This is a genomic window from Cellvibrio sp. BR, assembly GCF_000263355.1.
Classification (GTDB): domain Bacteria; phylum Pseudomonadota; class Gammaproteobacteria; order Pseudomonadales; family Cellvibrionaceae; genus Cellvibrio.
Genome location: NZ_JH668201.1, coordinates 464,007 through 479,557, shown reverse-complemented (window position 1 = coordinate 479,557; position 15,551 = coordinate 464,007). Strand labels below are relative to the sequence as shown.

The following is a 15,551-nucleotide window of genomic DNA, read 5'->3' as shown; positions in this document are numbered from 1 at the left end:
AAACAGCGAAGAAAAACTTGCCGCAAAAGAAGCGGCAAAGAACTTCCGCTCTTTGCCGCCGGGGTGTGACTGATTGTAAAGGGCTAGGGTTATCTCAGGTTGATAATCGTTTGGGTAGTCGCGTTTGCCGTTTCAATGGTTTTTGCGTTCGCCTGATAGTTACGCTGGGCGATAATCAAATTCACCAATTGCTCCGACAAGTCCACGTTGGATTCCTCCACCGCACCAGCGGTGATATTCCCCAACTGCGCAGAACCCGGCGCACCAATAATCGCCTCACCAGTTTCAAAGGTTTGTGCCCACATGGTGTCACCCACTGGCTTCAAGCCCTCTACGCTACTGAAGTTCGCCAGTGCAACCTGCCCCAAGACCTGGGCTTCACCGTTAGTGAAGCGCGCGAACACAATCCCGGTATTGCTGATATCCAGCCCCGCCAAACGACCAGTGGCGTACCCGTTTTGATCCAATTCCTCCACCGCAAATACGCTGCCAAATTGAGTCGAACCTGACAAATCGATTTGAAAATTCGAGCTTGCTGGCGGCTCAGCCACTGGGATAGTTCCACCTTGCAATACGTTCAAAGGCCCAAGACCGCCAAGTGGCTGGCCATCCTCCCCAATTGGAGTCCAGTTGGAGATAAGCATTGCATCGGTTCTGAACGGGTCGATGTTACCGTCCGGAGTGAAATGAATGTTAAACGACGCCATAGTTGGCTGGGTATTCTGTGGTGACGGTAAAGTTGGATCGGGGTCACCTACGTTCTGGCCATCAATTTGTACATACATAGTCCAGTGGTTGGGTGATGTAGTGGGGTCAGCAGGATCATAGGGTTCTTTTACAAAATACTGACGCATCACATGCGAATTACCCAAGCTGTCGTAAACCACAGTATTTGTTGCATGGTTAAAGGTTTTTTGATCAATCGGATTAAAAGCATTAATCGGTATATCGGTGAAAAAGTTAGGCACATTGGTTGAACCAAACAAGCTGCCACCAAACACTGGCACCGTCGGCTCACTGCTAACAATGGAGTAACCTTCTTGCAAGGTGATGGTGACCTCACCGCCAATTTTCACCCCATTGACCGCATCGTTAACGACTTGCGGTATACCTTGGCTGCCCTGGATTTCAGCATTGCCGCCGCCCACATCAAAACTGAACTCAAGATCGCGCCCTGTAGCAGATCTGATAAGTAAATTACGGGGTGTGGCATCATCCAGCTCTGCACTAATACCAAATAAAGTCGATGAACTAAGAGCATTAATTTCATCACGCAGGGCAGTCATATCCGGTAAACCGGTAGAGGTCAAATTCACACCATTAATACGGAAGGAGCCATTGTTGCTGAAGGTCGAGGCCAAGAGTGTCGCTTCGGTACTTGCTGTTGCGGATACACCGGCGAGTGAATTCAACTCAGAAGCAGTTTCATCGGCACTGGCACCGTATTCGCTGATGTAAGTGACATCAGTACCGTTAGGACCACGAATTACCAAGGTATGAGAGCCATAGTTGTTGGTAACTTCTGGAATACCATCAGAATGCGAAGGGTGCCTAACCCCCGGCGCCGTACTCACTAGATTTATCGCATTTGTTAAAGGATTTGATCCACCTGCAGGCGGATTAGAGGGCGGAATCGGCGGAACTGCCACAGGGTTGAGGGTGACAGCAATGGTTGAGTCGACTCCACTGGCCAAATCACGGAACCCAATTTCTCCAGTTACCGAATTTGCAAATGCCTCAACATTAACTGGATTGACAGAATCAAAATTTGCTGAATTTATTAGGTTTGCAAGGCCAGTCGGAGAGGATGCCGTTCCAGAATTAAGGACCAGATCAACAGACTCTGTAACATTAGTAATAGGATCTGTACGAGATAATCTAAATACCGTTGTATTTGCTGCATCAAAAGCTATTGAAGGAGTGGTAGAAACGACGCCCAAGCTTAGAGATGCCGTAGTTGGAACCAATGCCCCGCGCTGTGCTTCATTGACCCCGGTGCCATTGGTGGCAAAACGCTGGCCAGTTGTTTCCAATACGGTTTCATTGGCATCCAAATTAAAAGAGGCGTTCACACCAGTGGTTTGACGCGGAGCCTGTGAGCTCACATCAACCCGCAAGTCGCCCAGTACACCGCTCACATTGCCATCTGCATCGGCAGCAAAACCTTGCAATAGCGAACCGGTACCGTTAACGATATAACCGTCTTTATCCAAACCAAAAGTACCCGCGCGGGTGTAGAGACGCTCACCATTTTTTTCAACGACAAAAAAACCTTCGCCATTTACTGATAAATCCAATTCATTTTGGGTGAATTTTAAATTGCCTTGGGTAAATTGCTGGCGAATATTTTGAATGGTTACACCACTGCCTGCCGTGTTGGAACCACCCCCCAATAGCGTACTGGTGTACACGTCACCAAATTCAGCGCGCGAGGATTTAAAACCAACGGTACTGGCGTTGGCAATATTATTGCCGGTCACCTGCAAATCGGTATTAGCTGCGCGAATTCCGCTTAATGCTGTATTAAAAGACATGGTACACCTCGCCCGGGGTTAATTAATTTTTGATACTGTGCCAAGTGTTTGGCTCACATCAAAAACTTTTAGTTAAATTGTTTTACTTGATCGGCCTCTACTGCACCAATACCGGCAAGGTTCAGAATCAACTTGCCATTCTCACCGATAGTCACACTATTTACGTTCGCACTGAGCGAGGTATTTAATGTTTCCGCCTTACCATTTTGACTAGCAGTCACTTCAAATTTGTATTGACCGGTGGTGGCGGCATCATCGCCCGCCTCCCAATCCAATAACTTTCCATTCACTTCCAGGTTCTGCCCATCCCAACGGAAAACCGTCTCACCGGCAGGGACTTCACCAATCGGAATTGTTTGCACCAATGCACCAGCACTATCGTAAATTCTCATGGTCATGTCTTTTGCTGGATAAGTGAGCTCTGTGCTGCCCGCCACTATTCCACCGGTAACCAAAGTGCTTTTATCAGATTCCACACTCACACTGCGCCCCACAAGAGAAGAAGCCTGCAGTGCATTATTCGACATAAAACTGTTAAAACTTTTATTCAAACGTTCCAGCCCTTCCACTGAACTAAATTGGGCCAATTGCGCAACAAACTCGGTGTTGTCTTGCGGGCTCAGTGGATTTTGATTATTCATTTGCGTGATCATCAATTCCAAAAACGCCGCCTGCCCCAACTCATTGGTAGTTGTGTTTGTGCTTTGTTTTTTGGTGATGCTGAGGTTATCAGTCACATTACTTGTTGCTGCTGCACCGGATACCGACATGATTCAGCTCCTTATTGACCGAGTGTTAATACACGTTGAACCATTTGTTTGGCTGAATTCATCACTTCAACATTCATTTGAAATGAACGCGAAGCAGCAATCATATTGGCCATTTCTTCAACCGGATTTACATTGGGATAAAACACATAACCCTCCGCATCTGCTTTGGGATGACCCGGCTCATAACGACGCTGCAATGGCGCATCGCTCTCAACAATCCCCATCACTTGCACACCGGCGGCGGCATCCACTTCGTTGTCGCTATAGGCACCCTCGGTGACACTTGCACGCATCGCTTCCTGTTGAATAGCAGCAAAAACAGGCTGGCGGCTACGGTACACTTCATCGACACTGGAGCTTGCCGATTGCGCGTTAGCCAAGTTGCTGGCAGTAGTATTCAAGCGCAAACTTTGCGCATTCATACCGGTACCTGCGATATCAAAAATATTTCCGAGTGCCATATCTTCACCTGTTCATTTGCTTGCGTTATCCCCGTAGGAGATAAGGGTTTACCGGTTGGGTCCAGCCATTAGCCTTAAGGGTTAATCGAGGTTACTCACCACGAATGGCACTGCGCAGGCCGGTAAATTTGCTATTCAAAAACTGGAAGCTGGATTGAAATGCAAGCGCATTTTTCATGTATTCCGCGTGCTCAATCTGATCTTCTACGGTGTTACCGTCGATAGATGGCTGTTGCGGTGTGCGGTACAGGGTGTCGGCTTCATTGGTGGCAAAGGCGCTGCCATCAATATGCCCTGATTGGGTAGTGGCGAGATTAAACCCGCTGTTACCAGTCATCTTCTGGCTCAGGGCTTGCTTGAAGTCGATATCCTTGGCTTTGAAATTGGGGGTATCCACATTCGCCAGATTGTTGGCCAGCACTGCCGCGCGCTCAGAGCGGAAACGCAATGCCGATTCATGAATACCCAATGCTTTATCGAAGGAGATGGACATAGTGCTTTCACCTTAAAAAATCGCGCCTGTACTAGCATCGCGGCCGGCAACCACAAGTGTTATTGCCACTGTTAGTGACGATAAAGCAATGCCTATGCCAAGCCCATCAAATAGCTATACCACATTGTTTTTAAAAGACTTTTTAAATTATAGATGCGTGTAATACAGAAGCGGCAAACTCAAAGCGGCAAAGCTTTTCCGCAGGCAGGAGAGGAACCGGCAACACATAAAAAAGCCGGGCAAAAGCCCGGCTGTTAGATGGTTCATTTAACTGTCATGGGTGAAACGATTAGATAGCGCGATAAAGAATTCCAGGCTCACAGCGAACCATTTCAAACAAATCGGCCACACCCGCAAGCCCCTCCGAAGAACCCAGGAATAAAATGCCTTGTGGTTTGAGTGAGGCGTGAATTTTTTGCAGGATCTGACGTTTCAGATCGCCGTTAAAGTAAATCAGTACATTGCGGCAAAACACTATGTCGAACTTACCCAAACCGGCGTAGGAGTCCATCAAGTTAAGCGAGCGAAAATCAATGCGCTCTTTTACGAAAGGTTTAACTCTCCACATAGTCGGCGTGGGGTTATCGAAGTACCTATCGAGCCGCTCCGACGACAAACCGCGCATTACCGAGAGCTTGTCATACTCGCCACTGCGTGCCTGGTCCAGCACGGTGGACGATAGATCAGTTGCTACTATTTGCACAGGACGCGCCAAGTTACCCATATTTTGGCGTTTATACTCTTCCACCATCATGCTGATGGAGTAAGGTTCTTGACCTGAAGAGCAGGCCGCCGACCAAATACGCACCGGTCCAAACATGCGGTTATTACCGCCCATCAACTGGGGCAATAAGGTGCTTCTGAGATGGTCGTAGGGGTAATTATCACGAAACCAAAAAGTCTCGTTGGTGGTCATGGAGTCTATAACCTGATCTTTCAGCTTGCGGTTCAATCCATGCTTTAGATTTTTTACCAGCTCACCAAAAGAGGCGATTTTATTCTCCTCCAAGATGCGCCGGATACGATTGGTCACCAAATACTGCTTGTTATCCCCTAACGAAATGCCACAGGCATCCTCAAGAAACTGACGGAATTGGTCAAACTCAGCTTGGTTGAGGTTATCGCCACCGAGCGGCTTGGAAAAAGGGGTAGGCTTATTACTCATAGACTCTCAATAAAAACGCTTGCCGCCGCACAATTGCAACGGCAATTACAACTTATGCCTGTTCAGGCGGCAACAAACTTTCACCGGTAATCGACAATACCCGGTCATTTACACGCTTAGCCAATTCATCCGGGTGGAACTTGGCAAGGAAGTCATCAGCACCCACTTTGCGCACCATAGCCTCATTAAATACCCCACTCAATGAGGTATGCAGAATAATATGCAGATTTTTGAGTTGCGGATGATTGCGCACTTCTGCAGTAAAGGTATAGCCATCCATCTCGGGCATTTCGATGTCGCAGATAATCATAATCAACTCTGCGTAGGGGTCTTTCCCCTCTTTAATTAGATCCAGCAGGTAATTAAAGCCCTCTGCCCCATCTTTTTTAACGGTAGTTTTAATACCCATACCTTCAACCACACGCTGTATTTGTTTGCGCGCGATGGTGGAGTCATCAATGATTAACACGTGTTTTTGCACTACACGGTCGGCAATACCATCTTCGATAACACCGGCGCTAACTTCTTCACGCGCAGGCGATACTTCAGCGAGGATTTTTTCCACATCGATAATTTCAACCAGCTGGCCATCAACCTGAGTAACTGCAGTCAGGTAATGCTCCTTACCCGCGCCTTTCGGCGGTGGATGAATATCACCCCAGTTCATATTCACAATGCGTTCAACCGAACGAACAAGGAAACCTTGGGCCGTGCGGTTGTATTCGGTGATGATGACAAAGCAGCTTTCTATATCAGGCAATTCGCGACGCCCAATGGCGAGGTTCATATCCATAATCGGCAAGGTACCGCCGCGGATATGCGCAACACCACGAACCACAGAACTGCGGCCAGGAATTGCATTCAATTGCGGACACTGAAGCACTTCTTTCACCTTGAACACGTTAATGCCGTACAACTGCTGCCCACCCAAGCGAAATAGCAATAGTTCAAGACGGTTTTGGCCAACCAGTTGTGTGCGCTGATTGACACTATCCATTACCCCAGCCATGCAATTACCTCATTGATTGTAATAGTCAGCCTAAACACCACTTACTCTAACTGCCGCGAGCGGCACAGTATTTGCTTTATTCAACGTATTCAGCTTAGCGGCAAAAAAGTGTCAGACTTTAGTCGTTAGTAAAATAGCGCGAGTGGCACTCGGTTCTTACCCTTGAGGATAGGCCAAAATATGGAACTTCCTAGTTTTTGCAGTAATTTCTTCAGTAATTTTTTAACGGACGGCCCCGTAAATAGGGCGTTCGTGCAAAAACTCGCCTACGCCACTGCAAATAACTGTAAAACTCTATTTGGCGCAAGCTTCCTTATTTTGCTCAGCAGCACTGCTACCGCACAGACCTATTCGACGCTGGCCCTAAAACAAGATGTTGCCAATTTTTTGGCGAGCCACTACCAACAAGTGGAACATGAACGCTTGGATATAAAGGTAGGCAATCTGGATAGCCGGCTCAGACTGGAGCGGTGCACAGAAGCGCTCGCCTTCAACCTACAAGACCCAACAGGCCTTGGCGGCAGCATTAGCGTACAAGCGCGCTGCCCTGGCCCTCAGGGATGGTCAGTGCATGTACCCGCCCAAATAATGGTTTATCGCTATATTCCGGTCGCTGCCCGCGCCGTCCAACGCGGTGAACAACTTAACGCAAGCCATCTTGCTGACAATTTGGTCAACATCAGTAGCATCCGGCACGGTTATGCACTGACAAGTGAAGACATTGTTGGCAAAGAAGCCAAACGAAACATAGGGCAAGGCGAGCCTTTTAAATCCAATAGTCTTGATGCACCCACAGCCATAAAACGGGGTGAAAGCGTTACCTTGCAAGCTCAAGCGGGATCAATAAAGGTTCTAAGCTCCGGTGTCGCCCTCGCAGATGGGCGCGTTGGCCAGAAAATCAGAGTTCGCAATAGCTCATCCGAACGGATAGTCACTGGTATTGTGCTGAACCAAGGGCTTGTCCAGACACTATGAGACCCGGCCTTTTAAGAATAAAGTTTTTAAAAATGTTGCTAAAGTAAATTGGCACTTGGCCGATAGCCATATCAGGAGAACCAGAAACCGGCGCTCCGTATGTCACGACATAGCAACCGCGACTTTTGTAGATTACCAGCCGTTGGCTTAATGCCTAGCAGCTTAAAGGGGAAAAACATGATTAATACCAACAACTCACTTGACTCAGTCAATGCCAAGGGTGCCCGCAGCAAGCCTGCCGCGCCCCCCGCCGCAGATGCGAAATCCACTGACACCAAGGCGCCACAGGCTGCAACTGCCAAGGCCCCTGGCGATCAAGTGGTATTGAGCCAAGAGGCGCAGACACTTGGTCGCCTCCAAAGCAAAATCGACAGTGCCCCGGACGTCAATCTGGAAAAGGTTGCGGAAATTCGCCGCGCTATCGCGGAAGGGCGTTTTGAAATAAACCCCGAACGCATTGCGGAGAACATGCTCAACCAAAACGATTTACTTGGCTAAACCCGGTGTAACCACTAAACACGCCTCCCCTGCGCTGTTTAGTGTTTTACATTGATGACACTTTCCGCCCATTCAGGGCCATATAAAGAGGTTGCTATGTCTCTTGATACCACTCTACTGCGGCAGATGCTTGCGCAGGACTCATCTGCAATTGAACAGCTTAAACAGCTATTACTGGAAGAACGCGAACAACTTGCCCAGCGCAAACAAGATCGCCTTGCAATCATCGCAGAACAAAAAACCAGCCTTGTTGAGCAGCTCAGCCACAATAGTAAACAGCGCATGAAGGTTCTTAGCGCCCTTAACCTTCCCACTAACGCGCAAGGCTGGGACTTATTTCTACAACGCAACACCCTCACTATGCACCTGCGGGAAGATTGGCAGCAACTCGTTCGCAACTTTGAAGAATGCCAAACCATGAATGGCATTAACGGTAAATTGATCGCACGCTCGCAACAGACCCTGAACCACATGCTGAACCTGATACGCGGCAAAGTCGCAACAGCCTCGCTTTACACCGCTCAGGGCTTGAAAAGCGAGCAGACATCCTCTTTCACAGTCGCCAAAGCCTAGCTCTCTATTAGCCCGTGGGTAAACCACGGGCAATCCCCTCTCCTCCTATTCCCCTCCCTTCACAGCGACGTAAACGCTTTGTGTTGACATGTCGCTGTAAAACGCTAATATTAGATTATATATATGATTTATATGCGTGATTATGTTACACATCCTTTAATTCAGTAACCACCAATCGATCAAACCGCACAAACCGTCAGCTTAACGAAGCCCCCTGCTTATCAAAAAAGGCATAAAAACAATGAAGTATTGTTTCATCGCATTGCTCAGTTTCGCCAGCCAACTCCTATCCGCCGCCAGCATAGAAAAACAATTTTATCTGGGAGCTGACCTCTCCTACGTAAATGAAATGGAGGATTGTGGAGCCAAATACTATGACAAGAATAAACGGCAAGACCCATTCAAATTATTTGCCGACAAAGGGGCCAATTTAATCCGGGTTCGCCTCTGGCATAACCCACAGTGGACAGCCTACTCAAATCTGGAGGATGCCACCAAAACACTACAACGCGCCAAAAACAACGGCATGAAAACCCTGCTGGATTTTCATTATTCAGATACCTGGACTGATCCAGAAAAACAATTTGTCCCGCAGGCATGGGCACACATTAGTGATACAGATGAATTGGCCAAAACACTTTACAACTACACAACAGAAATACTCGCAGCACTTGATGCAAAAAACCTGTTGCCCGATATGATTCAGGTGGGCAATGAAACCAATATCGAAATTCTTCAACCGGAGAAAACATTAGTACACGGCATTCCAAATTGGCCGCGCAACGCAACGCTATTAAATAGCGGCATCAAAGCTGTGCGCGATTACAGTAAAAAAGTTAACAAACCTATTGGAATAGTGCTGCACATTGCACAACCAGAAAATGCGCTTTGGTGGTTTAAGCAAGCTAGCGAGCATGCCGTATTGGATTACGACATAATTGGCCTTTCTTACTACCCACAGTGGTCCACATATAAATTGCCGCAGTTACCTGGTGCCATTACAACATTAAAAAACACCTACAAAAAAGATGTTCTTATTGTAGAAACCGCCTATCCCTATACATTGGAAAATTTTGATAAAGCTGACAATGTCCTCGGGAAAAATGCCATTCAACCGGAGTTTCCCGCAACACCTAAAGGCCAGGCAAGTTATTTGCTCACACTGCGCAACTTGGTAAAAGCCGCCGGTGGTATCGGTGTGATTTATTGGGAGCCTGCATGGGTAAGCACAAAGTGTACAACGCTATGGGGTAAAGGTTCGCATTGGGAAAATGCAACCTTCTTTAATGCAGCAGAAGGTAACAAGACCCTGCCCGCATTTTTATTTTTCTCAAACAAATACCAATCTAAAAATTAACAAAGTAATTGCATACACTATTTTGAATAACATTGAAAAGAGAGAGGAACAATGAAAAAAACACTACAACAAATTAGCGCACTGGCGCTGTGCGGCGTTCTCGCTGCCTGTTCGCCCCCACCCACACAGCAAACCAGCGTAATAAGTGATATCAACTACGATAAAGATTGGCAATTTTTCCGTAGCGAAAAAGTGCTTGACCTTGCCACCGCACAACAACAAACCGATTGGGAAAATATCGCCATTCCCCACACACCAAAGATTGAGCCCTTGGTAGTAAACGACCAATTCCAAGGTGACGCTTGGTATAAAAAAACCATTACCACCGAAGCTGACTGGAAAGGGAAACAAATCAGTTTGAAATTTGAAGCCGCCATGAACGTTGCAGAGGTATGGCTCAACGGTGAAAAACTTACAACCCATGTTGGAGGCTACCTTCCTTTCACCGTTAACTTAACGGAAAAATTACTCTGGGATGCACCCAACGAACTACTGGTACGCCTGGACAATCGTGACAATCCGATTACCGGCCCAAAACCGCTACACGATCTGGATTTCAATACCTACGGTGGTATTTATCGCCATGTATATTTGCAGCTCGATAACGACTTACACATTAGCGACCCTGTAGCCGCCGGAAAAACGGCTAGTGGTGGAATATTTGTTCGCTACCCAAAGGTTAGCGCTACAGAAGCAACAGTTAGCATACAAACCCATTTAATTAATAAAAGCCCGCAACCGAAACAATTCCGTGTAGTGCAACAACTGGTAGATGGCGAAAAAAAAATTATCGAACAATCCAGTGAGCCACAAACCATTAACGGCAATGGAGATATCGAAAATCAGATTGAATTTACCGTTAACAACCCTCGCCTATGGTCACCAAAAACACCAAATCTCTACAACCTGGTCACGCGGGTTTATGAGGGAGACGCATTGGTCGATGAACAAACTACACGTATAGGCATTCGTGAATTCAAATGGATTGAGGGTCAACTTTATATCAATGGGGAGAAAACATTTTTACGCGGCGTAAACCGCCATCAAGAATATCCCTATATTGGCTATGCAACTTCGGATGCTGCAGATTATCGCGATGCGGTAAAAATAAAATCCGCCGGATTTGATTATGTGCGCCTTTCCCATTACCCACACTCCCTTGCTTTTATGGCGGCAGCAGATGAATTGGGTTTGGTATTATTAGATGCAATTTTAGGTTGGCAATATTTCTCTGAAGACCCTGCGTTTCAAGCACAAATCCAGCAAACTTGTCGCGACTTAATTCGCCGCGACCGCAACCACGCATCCGTCATGGCATGGGAATGTTCGCTGAATGAATCCTGGATGACAGAGCCTTTTATTGATTCACTCACAACTATTATCCAACAAGAATACCCCGGCGCCCTATCAGCAGGTTGGCAGGAATATGGCTACGACATTTATTTGCAAGCACGTCAACATCGCTTGGAACATTATAAAATGCCAACCAAACCTTATGTCGTCAGCGAATATGGTGATTGGGAATACTACGCAATGAATGCTGGGTTAAACCAAAGTGCATGGGCAAATTTATTGCAGGCAGATCGTTCTAGTCGTCAGTTATTGAGTGATGGCGAAACCCGCCTACTACAACAAGCCGCTAATATTCAGGAAGCGCACAACGATAATTTCAATACACCAGCATTTGCCGATGGTTACTGGGTAATGTTTGATTACAACCGTGGCTACGCCCCCGATCTGGAAAGTTCAGGAATTATGAGCATCGATCGCCTTCCAAAATACAGCTATTACTTCTATCAAAGCCAGCGTGATCCTGATGAATTTTCCGATAAATTTACCTCAGGTCCAATGGTATTTATTGCCAGCGAATGGACGGAAAGCTCTTCGCTTAACCTCCGAATTTTCAGTAATACCGATGAAGTTGAGCTGCAGCTAAACGGTAAGCTTATTGCAAAACAAGCTCCAGATAAAAATGCGAATACAACCAACTTAAAACATCCGCCATTTACTTTTGTTATTGATAAATTTGAAGCAGGTGAACTCAAAGCTATTGCTTATCGCGCAGGTAAAGCGGTTGCTGAACACAAAGTAATAACTCCAAACACGGCAACAGGAATAGCACTGACACTTGACACCAGTGGCAAATCGCCACAAATAGGCGTCAAAGATACTATTTTTGTTTATGCCCAATTGCAGGACAGCAATGGGGACCGAGTGCACAGCAATAATGTTTCTGTAAAATTCACCTTAACTGGCTCAGCGAAGCTAGTTAGCCCAGTGGAAACAAATACTGCTGCAGGAATAGCTAGTGCGCTGATTGAGATTGGAGATTCACTGGACAATATTATCGTGACTGCAGAAGCTCCCAACCTCGCTCCCGCCAGCATGACAATAAAATAATGGCCTAAAAAAATGCCCTGTGATAATTCACAGGGCATTTTTTTGAATAAACAATAATTATTGTTTAATTACTTAAAAGCATCCCATACAGCTGTTGCCCTACCGCTATTATCCATTGCCCCAAGGGTATAACCCTTCCAACCAGGGCGTGCTTGCGGCTCCCAATAAAATATAGCTGCACCCTTACCACCAGACACTTGTCCAACCTTTGTAATCATATCTTTCACTATTGTTTGTGCCTGTGCATGATCCCAAGGTACACCTATTTCAGAAACCATCACTGGAACAGCGTAACGCGCAACCATGTCATTTAAATTATTTAAGCACGCGGTATTGGCAGATTGCCACGAATAGCCAGTTGCATTTGTAGGGTATGACGATGCACCAATCACATCAAACTTTGCGCCGTTAGCTTTAAGGCCATCAAATATCCAGCGAAAATTTGCATTGTCGTGACAATTGGCTAAGTGCACCACTACCTTTGTACTTGGGTAAATACTTTTTGCAGCGTTATAGCCCGTATTGGTTAGCCATGCATAATTTTTCATGCTCACAGACGCTTTACCCTCATTCCATAACATTCCGTTGTTTGTTTCATTGCCTACTTGCACCCAATCTACAGTAACACCAGCGTCTTTAACTGCCTGTAATGTAAACCGTGTGGAATTCCAAACCGCATCCATCAATTGTTGAAAACTATAACCACTCCATGCTGCAGGTTTAGTTTGCTGTCCCGGATCTGCCCAGCTATCACTGTAATGAAAATCTATCATTACTTTCATTCCCGCCGCCTTGGCACGCTTGGCTTTAGCCACAACATCTTGAGTCGAGTTATACCAACCATCTGCAGGATTAACCCACACACGCAAACGCACTGCAGTCATTCCCTGCTCTTTCATAATCGCCAAAATATCTTTCTTAACACCGCTACGATTATAAAAGCTGATACCGTTAGCCTCGATCTCTGACATCCAGCTAACATCTGCACCTTTAACCGGTGCAGCCACGCCAGGGGCAATCGATAGGCTTAACGCAGTACCAATACAAAAAGAGAGAAAATTTTTATTGAGTTTCATAGGGATATTTCCATTAATGTTCGAGCATTATTGTTATTGAGTGTTTTGCATCCCTTCACGCTGCACAACCAAACTAGCGATACATCATAGAGCTCCGTTCAATAACAATATTTATATTACATATATTATCTTTTGACAAGGCAAATTCACCCACGCGGAGAGGTCACCTTTCTGAAAACGGAAATATAAGAATGGAATTTGCCCAAAAGATAAATCCGCTTTGCGCGAAAAAGACACCGGGAATAAAAACTGCCTAAAATAAAAAAACCGCGCTTAAGCGCGGTTTTTTCAAACTACCGGAAGACTTTGAAGGTTATTACTTTTGAACAATATCAGCAGAATCTTTCAGAAACTTCTGAAACCCGGAGAAATCATTTCTACCATAGATAGAGGCCAATTGTGCACCTATAGTTTCCTTTTGTTCCAGGGTCACTTTTTCAACCGAACCAAGGCTTACTGACTGCACAACAACAATAGCCATGTCACCACTTGATGTCATGAGATTACCAACAGATGGCTTGCCCGCAGCAGGCTTAGGCATCGAAAAAGCATGACGGAGAACATCACTATCCACCTCAGCAGTATTACGGGTTGCCTCTTTAAACTCTTTGCTTTCCAAACCTGCCACCGTGCTTAATTCAGCAAGAGATACACCTGTATTTAAATCTGCAATAAATTTATTTGATTGTTCAGTCAGCAGTATACGAGCTTTTTGATCTTTCAAAGTATTTGCAATTTGTTCTTTAACATCTGCCAATGCTTTAACTTGGCTTGGCTTATGCTCTGTCATCTTTAGCACCAGCACATTACTTGAATCTATCTCGATAACATCACTACTATTCCCTTCACGCAAAACCTCATCAGAGAATGCTGCTTCTGTGACTTTAGGGTTTGCGAGGATTCCCTTTCCTTTACTACGTTCGTAAAGCCCAGAATTTTCGACTTTAAGACCAAGCTCCTCAGCAACTTCTGCCAGACTTTCAGCGTTATAAGAAATGTCGCGCAACTTCTCGAGCTGAGCAACAAAACTCACTTCGGCTTCCGCACGCTTTAATTGCTCTTCAATTGTTGCTTTTTGCTCCTCAAATGAAGGCGGTGTGGAATTTTTTTCAGCTAACAACTTGATAAAGTGAGTGCCAGCTTCTGTTTTTACAGGCGCAGAAACTTCACCTACTTTAAGCGCAGCAAGCGCTGTTTCAAATTCCTGAGGGAATGCATCACCAGAGGTGAACCCCAAATCACCACCTTGGTCTTTGCTCCCTAAATCATCAGAAAACTCTTTCGCAAGTGCAGAAAAATCGGCGCCACCAGAGAGCTTTTCTCCCACCAATTTAACTTTATCTGCATCGTTAGACTCTATAAGAATATGCGCAGCGTGACGTTCTGGCGCAGCTACAAATGACGCCACGTTTTGTTCGTATTGATCGCGCACCTGAGCCTCAGAGATAGAAACACTGCTCATCAAATCCTGAACACTCAAACTGATGTAATCGACCGCAATTTGCTCCTCACTGACAAACATTGATTGATTTGCATCATAGTAAGATTGAATCTCTGAGTCCTGCAATTCAATTGAATCACGTACTTTTCCAGAAGGTAAAATAACGTATTGGATATCGCGCGATTGAAAGCTGAGCGCTACTAATTCATCGAGCTGTGTGGGAGTCGAAAAGGCACTTACAGCAACACCAGCCTGCAACTGATTGATCAATAACTCCTCAGATAAAATTTTCGTATAGGTACTATGTGTGTAACCCATATTACGCAACAAACTTTGATAAACATTATTATCAAAAACACCAGCATCATTTTTAAACTGTGGCGCAGCAGCAATTTCTTGCGCGAGATAATCATCCCCTATTGCCATGCCTGCATTTTTAGCTGCCTGGGAGAGAATAAGGCGTTGGACCAAGTTATCAACCGCTGGTTTACGCAAATACTCATCACTCAAAAACTGAGCGGGTATTTGATCGCCGTAAGCATTTAGCATCTGTTGTTTTTGCATACCAACAGCTCGAGCCACATCCATTTCAGTGATGGTTTCTCCATTCACTTTCGCTGCTTGATTTGCAGAGGTATCCCAATTGAAAAGCGCTTCAACACCGGTCAGGGCAAAAATGATCACCAAAAATCCGATTAAGATGAAAGAGATTACTCCTCGGGAATTATCTCTGAGGTGTTGTAACATTTTAAACTCCTAACATGATGAGGATGTCTTGCGCCAACGAGGCAGCACAAAC

At 45.9% G+C, this 15,551-nt stretch carries 13 protein-coding genes; 5 read left to right on the top strand and 8 right to left on the bottom strand.

All coding sequences use genetic code 11. The features are described 5' to 3' along the window. Window positions 1–89: 89 nt before the first annotated feature. The 6 genes from O59_RS07330 to O59_RS07305 all read right to left on the bottom strand — a co-directional run bounded on the left by O59_RS07330 (window position 90) and on the right by O59_RS07305 (window position 6,432). A complete protein-coding gene (locus O59_RS07330) occupies window positions 90–2,534 on the bottom strand; it encodes a flagellar hook-basal body complex protein (RefSeq protein WP_007641102.1) in 2,445 nt (814 codons plus the stop codon). A gap of 68 nt (window positions 2,535–2,602) precedes the next feature. Beyond that, on the bottom strand, window positions 2,603–3,304 hold the full coding sequence (locus O59_RS07325; protein WP_007641101.1) for a flagellar hook assembly protein FlgD: 702 nt from the start codon (window positions 3,302–3,304) through the stop codon (window positions 2,603–2,605). An 11-nt stretch (window positions 3,305–3,315) separates the two neighbouring features. Next, window positions 3,316–3,765, bottom strand: a complete 450-nt coding sequence (gene flgC / locus O59_RS07320) for a flagellar basal body rod protein FlgC (RefSeq protein WP_007641098.1) — start codon at window positions 3,763–3,765, stop codon at window positions 3,316–3,318. Between the two features lie 91 nt (window positions 3,766–3,856). Further along, complete coding sequence (gene flgB / locus O59_RS07315; protein ID WP_007641097.1) at window positions 3,857–4,258, bottom strand: flagellar basal body rod protein FlgB; 402 nt, start codon at window positions 4,256–4,258, stop codon at window positions 3,857–3,859. A 289-nt stretch (window positions 4,259–4,547) separates the two neighbouring features. Further along, on the bottom strand, window positions 4,548–5,423 hold the full coding sequence (locus O59_RS07310) for a protein-glutamate O-methyltransferase CheR (RefSeq protein ID WP_007641088.1): 876 nt from the start codon (window positions 5,421–5,423) through the stop codon (window positions 4,548–4,550). A 52-nt stretch (window positions 5,424–5,475) separates the two neighbouring features. Then, the gene (locus O59_RS07305; RefSeq protein ID WP_007641086.1) at window positions 5,476–6,432 is read right to left on the bottom strand and encodes a chemotaxis protein CheV; all 957 of its coding nucleotides are present in this window, start codon (window positions 6,430–6,432) and stop codon (window positions 5,476–5,478) included. 180 nt (window positions 6,433–6,612) lie between these two features. On the opposite strand from O59_RS07305, the gene flgA reads away from it, so the two are divergent. The 5 genes from flgA (at window position 6,613) to O59_RS07280 (ending at window position 12,235) form a co-directional block, all read left to right on the top strand. Further along, a complete protein-coding gene (gene flgA, locus O59_RS07300; RefSeq protein WP_007641078.1) occupies window positions 6,613–7,407 on the top strand; it encodes a flagellar basal body P-ring formation chaperone FlgA in 795 nt (264 codons plus the stop codon). A gap of 177 nt (window positions 7,408–7,584) precedes the next feature. Beyond that, the gene (gene flgM, locus O59_RS07295; RefSeq protein ID WP_007641076.1) at window positions 7,585–7,905 is read left to right on the top strand and encodes a flagellar biosynthesis anti-sigma factor FlgM; all 321 of its coding nucleotides are present in this window, start codon (window positions 7,585–7,587) and stop codon (window positions 7,903–7,905) included. 96 nt (window positions 7,906–8,001) lie between these two features. Further along, complete coding sequence (locus O59_RS07290; RefSeq protein ID WP_157152508.1) at window positions 8,002–8,478, top strand: flagella synthesis protein FlgN; 477 nt, start codon at window positions 8,002–8,004, stop codon at window positions 8,476–8,478. A gap of 241 nt (window positions 8,479–8,719) precedes the next feature. Further along, entirely contained in the window at window positions 8,720–9,835 is a 1,116-nt protein-coding gene (locus tag O59_RS07285; RefSeq protein ID WP_007641074.1) for an arabinogalactan endo-1,4-beta-galactosidase, read from the top strand. Window positions 9,836–9,886: 51 nt separating this feature from the next. Continuing rightward, window positions 9,887–12,235 (top strand): glycoside hydrolase family 2 protein, encoded by a 2,349-nt coding sequence (locus tag O59_RS07280; RefSeq protein ID WP_007641073.1) that lies wholly within the window; start codon window positions 9,887–9,889, stop codon window positions 12,233–12,235. Window positions 12,236–12,303: 68 nt separating this feature from the next. Here O59_RS07280 and O59_RS07275 read toward each other — a convergent pair whose 3' ends face one another. Together O59_RS07275 and O59_RS07270 are read right to left on the bottom strand one after the other, a co-directional pair. Continuing rightward, the gene (locus O59_RS07275) at window positions 12,304–13,311 is read right to left on the bottom strand and encodes a glycosyl hydrolase 53 family protein (protein WP_007641072.1); all 1,008 of its coding nucleotides are present in this window, start codon (window positions 13,309–13,311) and stop codon (window positions 12,304–12,306) included. A 316-nt stretch (window positions 13,312–13,627) separates the two neighbouring features. Further along, on the bottom strand, window positions 13,628–15,499 hold the full coding sequence (locus tag O59_RS07270; RefSeq protein ID WP_081489664.1) for a SurA N-terminal domain-containing protein: 1,872 nt from the start codon (window positions 15,497–15,499) through the stop codon (window positions 13,628–13,630). Between the last annotated feature and the right edge of the window lie 52 nt (window positions 15,500–15,551).